Source organism: Stenotrophomonas sp. YJH_SMC_17, assembly GCF_059371655.1.
Genome location: NZ_JCAFUU010000002.1, coordinates 234,524 through 248,875, shown reverse-complemented (window position 1 = coordinate 248,875; position 14,352 = coordinate 234,524). Strand labels below are relative to the sequence as shown.

Here is a 14,352-nt window from a genome sequence, read left to right as displayed (position 1 = left end):
TCTCCGGAGCCCGCCATCGATGCGTCCCTGCCTGGCCCTGCTGCCGATGCTGCTCGCCACCGCCCCTGCCTGGGCGGACGCCGATACCTATCGCATCGATCCGGTGCACACGCGGGTGCTGTTCAGCATCGACCATGCCGGCTATTCGCAGGCCATGGGGACGGTTTCCGGCAGCGAGGGCCGCTTGCAGTTCGATCCCGACAACTGGCGCGGCGCCACACTGGACGTCAGCGTACCGGTGTCGCGACTGGACCTGGGCGATGCCAAGTGGAACGAGGCCACCCTGGCCCGCAGCCTCCTGGACGGCGAGCGCTTCCCCAGCGCGCGCTTCGTCTCCAGCCGGGTCGAACCGATCGATGCCAGGCGCGCGCACGTGATCGGCACGCTGACCCTGCGCGGGGTCAGCCAGGAGGTCACGCTGGAGGTGACCCTCAATGCCATCAAGCGCTACCCGCTCCCACCGTTCCGACGCACCGCCGGTTTTTCCGCCAGCACCACGCTGAGCCGGCGCGCGTTCGGCATCACCGCCTGGCCGGGCGTCATCGGTGATGCAGTACACCTGAGGATCGAGGCTGAAGCCACCCTCGACCGCAGCGACGCCCCGGGAACTCCCGCTCCTGTTCCGCACTCCGACCCCAAGACGGCCCGCTAGAGGACCCTTCATGACCGCCAAGAACACCCCCGCCGCCTGGGGGAGTGTCAGCCAGATCCTGCATTGGTTGATCGCACTGCTGATCCTCGCCCTGGGCGTGGTCGGCCTGACCATGGGTGAACTGCCCAAGACCCCGAAGTACTTCTGGGTCTACACCGCCCACAAGTCGATCGGCATCACCGTGCTGGCGCTGGTGCTGTTCCGCCTCGGCTGGCGCCTGTATGCCGGCGCGCCGAAGCCGGTACCGGGCGTGCCCAGCTGGCAGGAACGCATCGCCAGTGCCACCCACGTGCTGCTGTATGTGCTGATGTTCGCCATCCCGCTGTCGGGCTGGCTGTACGACTCGGCCAGTGGCCTGCGCCCGTTCCGCTGGTTCGGCCTGGTCGACGTGCCCAAGCTGAGCGGCCCCGATCCGCAGGTGGTGGCGGTATCGCATGCCATCCACGAATACGGCTTCTGGCTGTTGATCGCGGTGGTGCTGGCCCATGCCGGCGCTGCCTTCTACCACCACCTCTTCCAGCGCGATGCGACGTTGTCCCGCATGTTGCCGCGCGGCTGGCTCGCCTCCCCTCAGAAGGACTGACCGATGAACCTGAAACTGACCACTCCGGCCGCCGTGGCCGCCGCCCTGTCCGGCATGCTGGCCACCGCCCCGGTGCTCGCCGCCGACTATGCGCAGGCCCCCGGCGCGGGCTCGATCCTGGTGTTCGCCACCAAGTACGACGGCGAAGTGTTCACCGGCAGCTTCCCGGGCTTTGCCACCAAGCTCAGCTTCGACCCGGCCAATCCGGCCGCTGGTTCGTTGGACGTGGTGATCCCGCTTGCAGGCGCCAAGAGCGGCAACAGCGACCGTGACTCGACCTTGCAGGGTGCCGACTTCTTCAACGTCGGCAAGTTCGCCACCGCGCGTTACACCGCAAAGGGTTTCCGCGCGGTGGGCAATGACCAGTTCGCCGCCGATGGCACCCTGGAACTGCGTGGCGTCAGCAAGCCGGTCACCCTCACCTTCACCTGGAAGCCGGGCACCCAGCCGGTGCTGACCGGCAAGGCCACGGTCAAGCGCCTGGACTTCGGCGTCGGCGGCGGCGACTGGGCCGACACCAAGACCATCCCGGACGAAACCGCGATCAGCACGATCGTGAAGTTTGACGCGAAATGAGCACTGGGCCGGGGCACCGCCCCGGCCGCATTCTGTAGAGCCGAGCCACGCTCGGCTGCTGCGCGCGCCGCGACCGCATCTGCCGCCGGGCCCTGCCCGGCGGATTCAACCCGCGGCCAGCCAGGCCCGCACGCGGGCCGCGTCGAACGGCCAGTCCAGTTCGCGGCCGCCTGCCTCGTCGCGCAACACCGGCACGCGGGCGCCATAGCGTGCTTCCAGCGCCGGCTGGTCATCCAGGAACACCGATTCGAACTCCGGTGCCCGCGCCTTGGCCAGCTCGGCCAGGGCCATGTCACACAGATGGCAGTCGTCGCGCTGGAACAGGGTCAACACCGGTTTGGCTCCCTCTGCCGAAATGCTGCGCCGCAGCCATGGAAGTGCGGCATGAACCGCTAGAATAGCGGTCTCTTCCGGTACCCGCAGTACGGCAACCATGGCTGTCAGCACGTTCGACGTTTTCAAGATCGGCATTGGCCCGAGCTCCTCGCACACCGTCGGGCCGATGAAGGCCGCCGAGCGATTCATCCACCGCTGGCTGCTCGACCCGGGTCGCCTGTACGAGGTCGCGCGCATCCGCGCCGATGTCTATGGCTCGCTGGCGCTGACCGGCCGCGGCCATGGCACCGACAAGGCGATCCTGCTGGGCCTGGAAGGCCAGCGGCCCAACCTGATCGACCCGGACATCATCCCGGCCACGCTGGAGCGCATCCGCAGCAGCAAGCGCATCCAGCTGATGGGCCAGCACGAGATCGCCTTCGACGAGAAGCGCGACCTGGGCATGAACAAGCGCCAGAAGCTGCCGTACCACACCAATGGCATGCGCTTCACCGCGTACAACGCCGAGGACGAAGTGATCGCCACCCGCGATTACTACTCCGTCGGTGGTGGCTTCGTGGTCAACCAGGACGACGCGGCCGATGACCGCATCGTGCCCGACGAGACCCCGCTGCCCTATCCGTTCAAGAGCGGCGACGAGCTGCTGGCGCAGACCGCGCGCAGCGGCCTGAGCATCGCCCAGCTGATGTTCGAGAACGAGAAGTGCTGGCGCAGCGAAGACGAGATCCGCGCCAACCTGCGGGAGATCTGGAGCGCCATGCAGTCGTGCGTGGCACGGGGCATCCGCGAGGAAGGCGTGCTGCCGGGTGGCCTGAAGGTGGGCCGCCGCGCGCCGGCACTGTACCGCGAGCTGTCATCGAAGCCGGAAGCGGCGATGCGCGATCCGCTGACCACGCTGGACTGGGTCAACCTCTATGCGCTGGCGGTGAACGAGGAAAACGCCGCCGGTGGTCGCGTGGTCACCGCGCCGACCAACGGTGCGGCCGGCGTGCTGCCGGCGGTGCTGCACTACTTTGATCGCTTCTGCCCGGGTGCGAACGAGCAGCGCGTGTTCGACTTCCTGCTGACCTCGGCAGCGATCGGCATCCTCTACAAGGAGAACGCCTCGATCTCCGGCGCCGAAGTGGGCTGCCAGGGTGAAGTGGGCGTGGCCTGCTCGATGGCGGCCGGCGGCCTGGTCGCCGCGCTGGGCGGCAACCCCAGCCAGATCGAGAACGCCGCGGAAATCGGCATGGAGCACAACCTCGGCCTGACCTGCGACCCGATCGGAGGCCTGGTGCAGATTCCGTGCATCGAGCGCAATGCGATGGGCGCGGTGAAGGCGATCAACGCCTCGCGCATGGCCATGCGTGGCGACGGCAAGCACAAGGTGTCGCTGGACAAGGTGATCAAGACCATGCGCGATACCGGCCGTGACATGCAAGACAAGTACAAGGAAACCAGCCGTGGTGGCCTGGCGGTGAACGTCATCGAGTGCTGAGGGTGGCGGGCCCCGGCGCAATGGCTCCGGGCCGCAGATGGAGTCGACCGTGGGTCGACTGCTCTTCCCTCAGGCCGCGAAAATCCCGCGCTGCGCGCGGTAGCCGACTAACAGTCGACGCTACCCAGTCGCCCTTGCCGGGTCGGACAACACCGTCACTGCGTTCCGGTTAGGCTCGGGGCTCCCCCGCCCCGGATTGCCCCATGCGCGTGGTCGCCGCCGCCCTGCTTGCCAGCCTTCCGCTGTCCTCCCTCGCCGCGCCCACCTATGGGCCACGCCTGGAGGGCTTCGACTACGGCTATCCGGTAAAGACCTTCGCACTGGAGTCGCAGCGGCAGTCGCTGGAAATGGCCTACCTGGACATCGCGCCGAAAAAGGCACCGGTCGGCGTCGTGGTGCTTCTGCATGGCAAGAACTTCTGTGCGGCCACCTGGAAGGAATCGATCAAGCCACTGATCGCCGCCGGCTACCGGGTCATTGCCCCGGACCAGGTGGGCTTCTGCAAGTCCAGCAAGCCCGAGCGCTACCAGTACACGTTCGCGCAGCTGGCCGCCAACACCCATGCGTTGCTGCAGCAGCTGCAGCTGGGAGAGGTGCCGGTGCACCTGGTCGGCCACTCGATGGGCGGCATGCTGGCGGTGCGCTACGCGCTGATGTACCCGCAGGACCTGCGCAGCCTGTCGCTGGTCAACCCGATCGGCCTCGAAGACTGGAAGGCGCTGGGCGTGCCATGGCGCAGCGTGGATGCCTGGTATGCCGGCGAAATGAACATCAGCTATGACAGCATCCGCCGCTACCAGCTGGACGTGTACTACGACGGCAAATGGAAACCAGCCTACGAGCCGTGGGCACGCATGCAGTCGGGCATGTACGAGGGGCCCGGCAAGCAGGCCGTTGCCTGGAGCCAGGCACTGGCCTCGGACATGGTGTTCAACCAGCCGGTGGTCTACGAACTGAAGAACCTGCAGGTACCCACCACGTTGTTCATCGGCCAGAAGGATCGCACCGCGATCGGCCGGGACCAGGCGCCGCCGGCGGTGAAAGCGACGCTGGGCAATTACCCGGTGCTCGGCAAGGCCGCAGCGGCCGCCATTCCCGGCGCAACGCTGGTCGAGTTCGCCGAACTGGGCCATTCGCCGCAGGTGCAGGACCCGAAGCAGTTCAACAGCGCGTTGTTGAAGGCGTTGAAGGCGCGCTGATCAGCTGGCGTGCTCGTGTAGAGCCGAGCCCATGCTCGGCTCATCCGGCAGGAGGGGGATTCTGTCAGGGGCAGCCGAGCATGGGCTCGGCTCTACAGAAGCGGTGCGCTCATCCCACGATCCGCAGCACGTCATCCAGCAACGCAGCCGCAGTCACCTCAGCGCCCGCACCCGGGCCCTGGATCAACAACGGCTGGCGCTGATAGCGATCACTGTGGATGGCCACGCGGTTGTCGGTGCCTGCACCCTGTGCCAGCGGATGATCGGCCGGCAGCTCGCGCAGGCCTACCTGCGCACCCTCGCCGTCGACACGGCCAACGAAACGCAGCACGTGGCCGTTGTCGCGCGCCTGCCGCCAGCGCGCCTGCAACGGCGCGTCCAGCTGTTCCAGCGCGCCCACCGCTTCATCCAACGGCAACGCTGCCAGCGCCGCAGGCACCAGCGAATCCACCTGCACCTGCGAGGCATCCAGCGCCAGGCCGCTGCTGCGGGCGAGAATCAGCAGCTTGCGCCGCACGTCTTCGCCGGACAGGTCCAGGCGCGGATCGGGCTCGGTGTAGCCGGCTGCCAGCGCCTCGCGCACCGCCGCCGAGAACGGCGACTGGCCGTCGTAACGATGGAACAGCCATGCCAATGAACCGGACAGCACACCCTCGATGGCATGGATGTGATCGCCCCCGGCCACCAGTGCACGCAGGCTGCTCAACAGCGGCAGGCCCGCGCCCACCGTCGCGCTGTCGCCATAACGCGCGCCACTGTCGGCGCAGCTTTCGGCAATCGCCTGCGCGCGTGCCAGCTGCGCACCACGGCCCAGCTTGTTGGCGGTCACCACGTGCACGCCGCGCGCCAGCCACTGCACGTGGCGCGCGGCCACGTCCTCGCTCGCGGTGGCGTCGACCACCACGTCGCCACGCTCCAGTCCTTCGGCACTCGCCCACGGCGGCGAACTCTGGCCATCGCGTGGTGCACGCCGTGCCAGCTCCAGCGGCAACGCCAGATCACGATCGATCTCCAGCGCAGTGCGTGAATTGGCCAGCCACTGCACGCTGGGCAGTTCCAGCCCGCGCGCCCGCAATGCCTGGTAACGCTGCACGAAGGCCGAGCCGACCGTACCAGTACCGAGCAGCGCCAGGCGTCCCACGCCCAGCGCAGGAATGTCAGCGGCGAGCGCGCTCATGCATCCACCACCTGTTTGCGGCGCGCAGCCGCATCAATCACCGCTTCGGCGCGCTGCAGCGCGGCGCCCAGATCGGTCAGCAGGTCACGCTCGGCCTCGATGCCCACCGACAGGCGCAGCAGGCCTTCGCTGATGCCGGCGGCGGCACGCGCTTCGGCCGTCATCGCCGCATGGGTCATGGTGGCCGGATGCGCGACGAGGCTTTCGACGCCGCCCAGCGATTCGGCCAGGGTGAAACAGCGCAGGCCATCGACAAAGGCACGCACTGCGGCATACGGATCGTCGCCTTCGCAGTCAGCCAGCTCGAACGACAGCATCGCGCCGAAACCACTCTGCTGGCGGGCAGCGATGGCGTGGCCCGGGTGATCGACCAGACCCGGATAATGGACGCGGCCGACCGCCGGATGCTGGTCCAGCAACGCAACGATCGACGTGGTGTTCTCCTGGTGCACGCGCAGGCGCGCATCCAGCGTGCGCAGGCCGCGCAGGGTCAGGAAGGCATCGAACGGCGAACCCGTCAGGCCCAGCGCGTTGCCCCACCACACCAGCTGCTCGTGCACTGCCGGATCGCGCGCGACTACCGCGCCGCCCACCACATCGCTGTGGCCGTTGATGTACTTGGTGGTGGAATGCAGCACCAGATCCGCACCGAACGACAGCGGTTGCTGCAGGGCCGGCGACAGGAAGGTGTTGTCGACCACCACCAGGGCACCGGCCTTGTGCGCGGCATCGATGACAAAGCGCAGGTCGGTGATGCGCAGCAGCGGGTTGGACGGGGTTTCCACCAGCACCAGCTTCGGCTGGGTGGCCAGCGCCTGCGCCAGCGCGCGCGGATCGGTCAGGTCGGCGGTGACCAGTTCGAAGTGGCCCTTCTTTGCCAGCGCATTGAACAGGCGCCAGCTGCCACCATAGGCATCGTGCGGCACCACCAGGGTATCGCCCGGTTGCAGCAGTGCGTTCAGCACCAGGTTGATCGCACCCATGCCGGTGGCGGTGATCACGCCACCCGCGCCGCCTTCCAGCTCGGCCAGCGCTTCACCCAGCAGGTCGCGGGTAGGGTTGCCACTGCGTGTGTAGTCGTACTGGCGCTTGTTGCCGAAGCCTTCGAAGCTGAAGTTCGACGACAGCACGATCGGCGGCGTGACCGCGCCATGCGCGGTGTCGCGATCGATGCCGGCACGGACGGCGGCAGTGGTGCGGCTACAGGACGGCTCGTTGGCGTGCAGGCTCATGCGGACTCTCCAGAGGTGCGGAAGGCGGTGGCCAGGATCGCGTCGATGCGATCGGCTTCTTTGAGGAAGGCGTCGTGGCCGTAGGGCGAACGCAGCACGCGCAGGCTGCCGCGCGGTCCCAGCCCCTCGACCAGGCCGACCAGGTCGGCCAGCGGCACCAGGCGGTCACCTTCCACGGCCACCACCACGGTCGGCGGCAGGATGGCGGCGGGGTCGACGCGGTGCAGGTCGATCGATTCGGACAGGCGAAGGTAGGCGGTCACCGGTGTGCGCGCCACGTACTGCGCGCCGGCGGCGTCGAGATAGTCTTCGGCGGCCACGCGCACGCGGCCGTTGATCACTTCCGGCGCAGCGTCGAAGCGCTCGCCGAACTCTTCCGGGGTGCGGTAGCTGAGCATGGCGAACTGCCGGGCCAGCGCCAGGCCATGGTCTTCGCCGCACTGCAGCTGGCCCAGCGCGACGGCCCGGCGCTGCAACGCGCGCCAAGCGGCGGCATACGGGTGCGGGCGATGCGCACCGCTGGCCAACACCAGCTGGCGCACGCGGGCACGATGACGGATCGCGAACTGCTGGCCGACCAGCGCGCCATACGAATAGCCGACGAAGGCCTTCAGCGTGCGGATACCCAGATGATCCAGCAGTAGTGCCAACGCATCGGCCTGGTCGGCGGTATCGATCGGCACGTCCAGCGCACCGTCGGCCCCGATGAAATCGAACGCCAGCACGCGCAGCTGCTGCGGATCCAGCGTGCGTCCGCTGCCGACCAGGTCTTCGGCCCACCCCTTCTCGCTGAACTGTGCGTTGGAGGCCACATGGCGGTGGGCGGAAATGCCGCCGGCCAGTACCACTACCGGCGCGTTGGCCGGACCGACCCACTCATAGCGCAGCCGCACCGGGCTGGGGCCGGCATGACGCATCGACAGCACCGCGGCGAACTCACCGCGCTCGGCATGCACGTGGTCTTCGACCGGCACGCTGACGGGGACAAAGGGTTCGGGGCGAATGGCGGTACTGGCGGCGAAGCTCATGGCGGGATCCGGTTGGGGAATCGGCCATCGAGCCTTCGCGGGCCCGCGTTCGAGATGCACGTGCGGTGCATGGTTCGAACCATCTTTCGGTGGACGCCACGGTCCCCGCAGGATTTGGCACCTACGCGGACGCTTTCGCATCCGCGGGCTGCCCCGGCTTCAAAGGGCCTGTCCCTCTGCCGGTCTCGATGGTGGGGCCACGATGCCAGCCCTTCCGGGAACTGTCAATCCCTTCATGCGGATAAAGCGATGAATACTTTCATTCCGGGTATGCGAGGAGCGTCGCGGTCGTCCCGTTCCGGTACAGTCCCCGCGGTCCCTGCCGCTGGAACCGCCGATGCCACGCCTGCCCCTGACCTGCCTCCTGCTGCCCTTGCTGGCGAGTACGACGGCCAGCGCTGGCGACTGGCGCCAGGGCTGGGGACTGGTGCCTCCTCCCGCTTCTGCCGCCCACGCAGGCGAGGCCGAGGCTGCCGCACCGATGGCCCGGCTGCGCCTGCAGCCGATCGGCGAACAGTGGCAGGCCCGCATCGACAACACCCTGGCCGGCCCGTTGCAGATCGAACTGCGCGCAGCCCCCGGGCACCCGATCGACGGACTGCCGGTTCAATCACTGATCCAAGGAGACAGCAGCCTGGTGGTCGGCCACCTGCCCGCGCCGATCAACGGCCGGATGCTGGACCTGCGCCTGCAGTCGGTACCGGGCAACCCCGCCGCACAGGCCGAGGATGTGGCTTACCGCCTGCCCTTCGATGATGCGCGCCCGCGCGTGGACCAGGCGCCGCAGGGCCGGTTCAGCCACGATGACGAGGAAAACCGCGATGCGGTCGACTTCGCACTGCCTGAAGGCACGTTGGTGCTGGCCGCACGCGAGGGCACGGTGATGCAGATCGAGGATGGCTTCCGTGGCAACGGCCAGGACCGCGAACGCGATGGCGGCCGTGCCAACTTCATCCGCCTACTGCACAGCGACGGCAGCATGGCCCTGTACGGCCACCTGCAGGCGGGCGGCATGCGCGTGCGCCGTGGCCAGGCGGTGGGAGCCGGGCACCCCCTCGGCCTGTCCGGCAACAGTGGCTACAGCAGCGCCCCACACCTGCACTTCGTGGTACAGGTCAACCGCGGCATGGGCCTGCGCTCGGTGCCGGCGCGCATCTTCACCGAGCAGGGCCAGCTGCAGTTCGCCCGCCAGGGCGAGGCCGACGGCGGCACCGGGCGCTGACCGGCCCTGGCCGGTATAATCGGGCGCTTATCTCTTTGAAAAGCGCCCCGGGCGGGCGCCACTGCCATGTCCGAAGTCGCCAACGAAGCGTCGCGTCGCCGCACCTTCGCCATCATCTCCCACCCTGACGCCGGCAAGACCACGCTGACCGAAAAGCTGCTGCTGTTCGGAGGCGCGATCCAGATGGCCGGTTCGGTCAAGGGCCGCAAGGCCGCCCGCCATGCAACGTCCGACTGGATGGCGCTGGAAAAGGAACGCGGCATCTCGGTCACCTCCTCGGTGATGCAGTTCCCCTACGAAGGCAAGATCGTCAACCTGCTCGACACCCCCGGCCATGCCGACTTCGGCGAGGACACCTACCGCGTGCTCACTGCGGTGGACTCGGCGCTGATGGTGATCGACGTGGCCAAGGGCGTGGAAGAGCGCACCATCAAGCTGATGGAAGTCTGCCGACTGCGCGACACCCCGATCATGACCTTCATCAACAAGCTCGACCGCGAGGGCAAGGACCCGATCGAGCTGCTGGATGAAGTGGAAACCGTGCTGGGCATCCAGTGCGCCCCGGTCACCTGGCCGATCGGCATGGGCCAGCGCCTGAAGGGCGTGGTGCATCTGCTCACCGGCGAAGTGCACCTGTATGAACCGGGCCGCAACTTCACCCGCCAGGACTCGACCATCTTCCCGTCCATCGATGCGCCCGGCCTGGCCGAGAAGATCGGTGCACAGATGCTGGCCGACCTGCGCGACGAACTGGAACTGGTGCAGGGCGCCAGCCACCCGTTCGACCTGGAGGCCTACCGCGCCGGTAAGCAGACCCCGGTGTTCTTCGGCTCGGGCGTGAACAACTTCGGCGTGCAGCCACTGCTGGACTTCTTCGTCGAGCATGCGCCGTCGCCGCAGGCACGCTCCACCACCGGCCGCGAGATTGCCCCGGAAGAGAACAAGCTGACCGGCTTCGTGTTCAAGATCCAGGCCAACATGGATCCTCAGCACCGTGACCGCGTGGCGTTCATGCGCGTCTGCTCGGGCCGTTTCAGCGCCGGCATGAAGACCTTCCACGTGCGCACCGGCAAGGAAATGAAGCTGGCCAACGCGCTGACCTTCATGGCCAGCGACCGCGAGATCGCCGCCGAGGCGTGGCCAGGCGATGTGATCGGCATCCACAACCACGGGACCATCTCCATCGGCGATACCTTCACCGAAGGCGAAGCGGTCACCTTCACCGGTATTCCGAACTTCGCCCCGGAGCTGTTCCGCCGCGCACGCCTGCGCGATCCGCTCAAGCTCAAGCAGCTGCAGAAGGGCCTGGCCCAGCTGTCCGAAGAGGGCGCGACCCAGTTCTTCCGCCCGCTGACCAGCAACGACCTGATCCTGGGTGCGGTCGGTGTGCTGCAGTTCGACGTGGCCGCTTACCGCCTGAAGGACGAGTACGGCGTGGAAGCCACCTTCGAGCCGGTCAGCGTGACCACGGCGCGTTGGGTCCACTGCAGCAACGAGAAGAAGCTGGAAGAGTTCCGCGAGAAGAACGCGCTGAACCTGGCACTGGATGCGGCCGGACACCTGGTCTATCTCGCACCGACCCGGGTCAACCTGCAGTTGGCGCAGGAACGCTCGCCGGACGTGCGCTTCTCGGCCACCCGCGAAGCGGCGCATACGGCTTCGGTGGGCTGATGCCACGGGGTCGGATCCTTTCCGCAGTAAAGGGCTCTGACCCCAGCACCCGTCGCCGGTTCATCCGTGCGACCCGGGGATTCATCCACCATACGGTGACCGGCGTGCACGCGCCGCCCATCGCGGCGATGATAGGGGGGTGCGGGTCCCCCTCCCCGCGAACGATGCCTACGCCATGTCCACGACTTCCGTTGCTTCGATCCGCGAAGAAATCGCCAGCGCCCTGACCCACGGCCTCGGTGCCGTGCTCGCCCTGGGCGCCGGTGCGGTACTGATCACGCTGGCCGCCATCTACGGCGATGGCTGGCAGCTGGCCGGCGCCATCGTATTCGGCATTGCGCTGCTGCTGCTGTACACCGCCTCCACCCTGTACCACGCCATCCAGCACCCGGTCGCCAAGGGCCGGCTGAAGGTGTTCGACCACTGCGCGATCTACGTATTGATCGCCGGCACCTATACCCCGTTCACCCTGATCGGCCTGCGTGGCCCGTGGGGCTGGGGCCTGTTCGCCGCGATCTGGACCCTGGCCCTGGCCGGGGTGGTGTTCAAGCTGTTCTACACCGGCCGCTTCAAGGCGCTTTCCACCGGCATCTACATCGCCATGGGCTGGTTGGTGATCGTGGCGATCAAGCCGATGCTGGCTTCGATCGACGGCTGGACGCTGGGCTGGCTGCTGGCCGGCGGCCTGTCGTACACGCTGGGCACCTACTTCTATCACCGCGAATCGATCCCCTATTCGCATGCGATCTGGCACCTGTTCGTGATCGGCGGCAGCGTCTGCCACTTCGTCGCGGTGACCATGCAGGTGCTGTAACGGCGCGCGGGTTGTGCACACCGCGCACATGGACGCTTCGCGCCCTGTCCACGATGAAGGGGCAACCATGGCGGCGTGAATGCTGCCGCTTCCCCTGCCACAACGCGCGCTTCCCGTTGGCGCCTCCGCAGACCTGGCCCGCGCGGCCGGCACTGGCTGACGGTCCTGGTCTTCGTGCTGGCGGTGATCCTGGTGGTGATCGCGCTGTGGGACTGGAACTGGTTCAAGGGTCCGGTCGAGCGCGCGGTGCAGGCACGCACCGGTCGTGCACTGCACATCGGCCACCTGGATGTCGACCTCGGTCGCACCAGCACCATCCGCGCCGATGCGATCACCTTCGCCAACGCCGGTTGGGCGAAGCAGCCGAACATGGCCACGGCCGACCGCGTCGAGATCGACGTGCGGGTGTGGCCCCTGCTGCGCGGCAGCGTGCAGCTGCCGGAAGTGCGCCTGACCCGACCGGACGTGCTGCTGGAAACCGCCCCGCGCAAGGGCGAGCCGGGCAACTGGGATTTCCTGGGTGACGGCAGCGGCGGAACAAGCCCGCAGCTGAAGCGGCTGCGCATCGACGACGGCCGGCTGCAGTTCCTCGACGCACTCGGCCGCACCGACATCCGCGTGGGCGTGCGCAGCGGCCAACCGAAACAGGCCGATGCCTCGCCGCCGCTGCTGGTGCAGGGCAAGGGCCACTGGCAAGGCAACCCGTTCACCCTGCAGGGCGGTACCGAATCACCGCTGGAACTGACCGACAGCGATCACCCGTTCCGCATCCACCTCGACGGCCGCGCCGGTGCCACCCACGCAGTAGCCCGCGGCACGCTGACCAATCCGTTCCAGCTGCGCGTGTTCGACCTGCAGTTCGCGCTCAGCGGCCAGGATCTGGCCGACCTCTACCCGCTGCTCGGCATCGCCATCCCGCCCTCACCGCCCTATGCGTTGGACGGACGCCTGAAGCGCGACCACAACGTCTGGCGTTACGACAGCTTCACCGGCAAGGTTGGCGACAGCGACCTGGGTGGCAACCTGCAGTTCGAGGTGGGACGCGACCGTCCACGACTGACCGCGACGCTGGAGTCCAAGCGTCTGGACTTCGATGACCTGGCCGGCTTCGTCGGCGCGCCACCGAAGACCGGCAGCGGTGAAACCGCCAATGCCGAACAAAAGGCGCAGGCCGCGCGTGTCGCCGCCAGCAGCCGGGTATTGCCCGACACGCCCTACAACCTGGGCAAGCTGCGCGCGATGGACGCCGACGTGCGCTGGAAGGCCCACCGTATCAACGCACCCTCGTTGCCGCTGGACGACATGGACGCGCACCTGCTGCTGGATGACGGCGTGCTGCGGCTGGACCCGCTGAACTTCGGCGTGGCCGGCGGCGATATCCGCAGCACGATCCGCATGGATGCACGCCAGCCGCAGATCCGCACCGCGCTGAAGGCATCCGTGCGCGGCGTGCAGCTGGGCCAGCTGTTCCCCGATGCGAAGCTGGCCGAGCAGGCCAAGGGCGGCATCGGCGGTGAAGTGGACCTGAGCGGACGTGGCAACTCGATCGCCGCGATGCTGGGCAGCAGCAGTGGCAAGGTCGGCCTGGCGATGGGTCGCGGCCACGTCGGCAACCTGGTGATGGAACTGGCCGGGCTGGACATCACCGAGTCGCTGAAATTCCTGGTGACCGGCGACAAGCAGATTCCGCTGCGCTGTGCCTTCGCCGACTTCGGCGTGCGCGACGGCCTGATGACCAGCCAGGCACTGGCGGTGGATACCACCGACACGATCCTCATCGGTGAAGGCACGGTCAGCCTGCACGACGAGACGCTGGATCTGCTGCTGAAGCCCCGCCCGAAGGACAAGAGCATCCTGGTGCTGCGCTCGCCGCTGCACATCACGGGCACGTTCAAGGACCCCTCGTTCCGTCCGGACTTCAAGGCGCTGGGCATTCGAGGCGCCGTGGCATTGGCGCTGGGCAGCATTGCCCCGCCGGCGGCATTGCTGGCAACGATCGAGCTGGGGCCGGGGAAGGATGCCGACTGCGGTGGGCAGTATGCGAAGTAGGGTTACAGCGTTGTTCGCGGCGCCTCTTTTTCCGCGCATAGAGCCGCAGCAAGGCGACAGGCAGGACACGCCGTAAATACGTCCCTGTAGGCTCGGTCGGCGCATCCATGCGCCTCACGGTCCTGCCTGCCGCCTTGCTCCGGCTCCGGACAGTCTCCCGCGCGCGGAACGAGAGCGGAAATTCAAAGTCAAAAGAAAAAAGCACAGTCAAAAGCTGTTACCAACCAAGGTTGGCAGCTACCAAGGGCGAGGCACCGCGCATGTACGCACCGCGCTCGCAGAAATGTGTCCAGAGGCGGAGGGTGCGGCTGGGCAGGACCGTTGGCGCCATGG

General features: G+C 67.6%; 13 protein-coding genes and 1 riboswitch. Of the genes, 9 read left to right on the top strand and 4 right to left on the bottom strand.

Annotated features, from left to right (window positions below):
• The first annotated feature begins 19 nt into the window (after positions 1-19).
• The 3 genes from AC5P8Z_RS06230 to AC5P8Z_RS06220 are packed head-to-tail and all read left to right on the top strand — an operon-like array spanning position 20 to position 1,811.
• On the top strand, positions 20-652 hold the full coding sequence (locus AC5P8Z_RS06230) for a YceI family protein (RefSeq protein WP_495228471.1): 633 nt from the start codon (positions 20-22) through the stop codon (positions 650-652).
• A gap of 10 nt (positions 653-662) precedes the next feature.
• Positions 663-1,235, top strand: coding sequence for a cytochrome b (locus AC5P8Z_RS06225; RefSeq protein ID WP_005410672.1), 573 nt, complete (start codon positions 663-665; stop codon positions 1,233-1,235).
• Between the two features lie 3 nt (positions 1,236-1,238).
• Positions 1,239-1,811 (top strand): YceI family protein, encoded by a 573-nt coding sequence (locus tag AC5P8Z_RS06220; protein ID WP_286069462.1) that lies wholly within the window; start codon positions 1,239-1,241, stop codon positions 1,809-1,811.
• A gap of 105 nt (positions 1,812-1,916) precedes the next feature.
• Here the strand turns inward: AC5P8Z_RS06220 and AC5P8Z_RS06215 are convergent, their stop codons facing one another.
• On the bottom strand, positions 1,917-2,144 hold the full coding sequence (locus tag AC5P8Z_RS06215) for a glutaredoxin family protein (RefSeq protein WP_286069464.1): 228 nt from the start codon (positions 2,142-2,144) through the stop codon (positions 1,917-1,919).
• A gap of 100 nt (positions 2,145-2,244) precedes the next feature.
• Between AC5P8Z_RS06215 and AC5P8Z_RS06210 the strand changes: the two genes are divergently transcribed.
• Both AC5P8Z_RS06210 and AC5P8Z_RS06205 read left to right on the top strand, forming a co-directional pair.
• Positions 2,245-3,627 (top strand): L-serine ammonia-lyase, encoded by a 1,383-nt coding sequence (locus tag AC5P8Z_RS06210; RefSeq protein WP_286069465.1) that lies wholly within the window; start codon positions 2,245-2,247, stop codon positions 3,625-3,627.
• Between the two features lie 203 nt (positions 3,628-3,830).
• Positions 3,831-4,826 (top strand): alpha/beta fold hydrolase, encoded by a 996-nt coding sequence (locus AC5P8Z_RS06205; protein ID WP_495228469.1) that lies wholly within the window; start codon positions 3,831-3,833, stop codon positions 4,824-4,826.
• 109 nt (positions 4,827-4,935) lie between these two features.
• On the opposite strand, the gene AC5P8Z_RS06200 is transcribed toward AC5P8Z_RS06205, so the two are convergent.
• The 3 genes from AC5P8Z_RS06200 to metX are packed head-to-tail and all read right to left on the bottom strand — an operon-like array spanning position 4,936 to position 8,263.
• Positions 4,936-6,003 (bottom strand): homoserine dehydrogenase family protein, encoded by a 1,068-nt coding sequence (locus AC5P8Z_RS06200; protein ID WP_295565315.1) that lies wholly within the window; start codon positions 6,001-6,003, stop codon positions 4,936-4,938.
• A complete protein-coding gene (locus AC5P8Z_RS06195; protein WP_495228467.1) occupies positions 6,000-7,235 on the bottom strand; it encodes an O-succinylhomoserine (thiol)-lyase in 1,236 nt (411 codons plus the stop codon). The genes AC5P8Z_RS06200 and AC5P8Z_RS06195 overlap by 4 nt, the downstream gene beginning before the upstream one ends.
• Positions 7,232-8,263, bottom strand: a complete 1,032-nt coding sequence (metX, locus tag AC5P8Z_RS06190; protein WP_495228466.1) for a homoserine O-succinyltransferase MetX — start codon at positions 8,261-8,263, stop codon at positions 7,232-7,234. The genes AC5P8Z_RS06195 and metX overlap by 4 nt, the downstream gene beginning before the upstream one ends.
• 76 nt (positions 8,264-8,339) lie before the next feature.
• Positions 8,340-8,458, bottom strand: a riboswitch (SAM riboswitch).
• A 142-nt stretch (positions 8,459-8,600) separates the two neighbouring features.
• Here metX and AC5P8Z_RS06185 point away from each other — a divergent pair.
• The 4 genes from AC5P8Z_RS06185 to AC5P8Z_RS06170 all read left to right on the top strand — a co-directional run bounded on the left by AC5P8Z_RS06185 (position 8,601) and on the right by AC5P8Z_RS06170 (position 14,019).
• Positions 8,601-9,485 carry a M23 family metallopeptidase gene (locus AC5P8Z_RS06185; RefSeq protein ID WP_495228465.1) on the top strand — a complete coding sequence of 295 codons (885 nt, stop codon included), beginning with the start codon at positions 8,601-8,603 and terminating at the stop codon, positions 9,483-9,485.
• A gap of 66 nt (positions 9,486-9,551) precedes the next feature.
• Complete coding sequence (locus tag AC5P8Z_RS06180) at positions 9,552-11,156, top strand: peptide chain release factor 3 (RefSeq protein WP_286069471.1); 1,605 nt, start codon at positions 9,552-9,554, stop codon at positions 11,154-11,156.
• Positions 11,157-11,331: 175 nt separating this feature from the next.
• Entirely contained in the window at positions 11,332-11,970 is a 639-nt protein-coding gene (gene trhA, locus AC5P8Z_RS06175) for a PAQR family membrane homeostasis protein TrhA (protein WP_049409061.1), read from the top strand.
• A 75-nt stretch (positions 11,971-12,045) separates the two neighbouring features.
• A complete protein-coding gene (locus tag AC5P8Z_RS06170; protein ID WP_286069472.1) occupies positions 12,046-14,019 on the top strand; it encodes an AsmA family protein in 1,974 nt (657 codons plus the stop codon).
• Positions 14,020-14,352 lie beyond the last annotated feature (333 nt).

Coding starts and splice junctions, on each gene's coding strand:
- AC5P8Z_RS06230 (WP_495228471.1), top strand. CDS start 20: ATGCGTCCCTGCCTGGCCCTGCTGCCGATGCTGCTCGCCACCGCCCCT.
- AC5P8Z_RS06225 (WP_005410672.1), top strand. CDS start 663: ATGACCGCCAAGAACACCCCCGCCGCCTGGGGGAGTGTCAGCCAGATC.
- AC5P8Z_RS06220 (WP_286069462.1), top strand. CDS start 1,239: ATGAACCTGAAACTGACCACTCCGGCCGCCGTGGCCGCCGCCCTGTCC.
- AC5P8Z_RS06210 (WP_286069465.1), top strand. CDS start 2,245: ATGGCTGTCAGCACGTTCGACGTTTTCAAGATCGGCATTGGCCCGAGC.
- AC5P8Z_RS06205 (WP_495228469.1), top strand. CDS start 3,831: ATGCGCGTGGTCGCCGCCGCCCTGCTTGCCAGCCTTCCGCTGTCCTCC.
- AC5P8Z_RS06200 (WP_295565315.1), bottom strand. CDS start 6,003: ATGAGCGCGCTCGCCGCTGACATTCCTGCGCTGGGCGTGGGACGCCTG.
- AC5P8Z_RS06195 (WP_495228467.1), bottom strand. CDS start 7,235: ATGAGCCTGCACGCCAACGAGCCGTCCTGTAGCCGCACCACTGCCGCC.
- metX (WP_495228466.1), bottom strand. CDS start 8,263: ATGAGCTTCGCCGCCAGTACCGCCATTCGCCCCGAACCCTTTGTCCCC.
- AC5P8Z_RS06185 (WP_495228465.1), top strand. CDS start 8,601: ATGCCACGCCTGCCCCTGACCTGCCTCCTGCTGCCCTTGCTGGCGAGT.
- AC5P8Z_RS06180 (WP_286069471.1), top strand. CDS start 9,552: ATGTCCGAAGTCGCCAACGAAGCGTCGCGTCGCCGCACCTTCGCCATC.
- trhA (WP_049409061.1), top strand. CDS start 11,332: ATGTCCACGACTTCCGTTGCTTCGATCCGCGAAGAAATCGCCAGCGCC.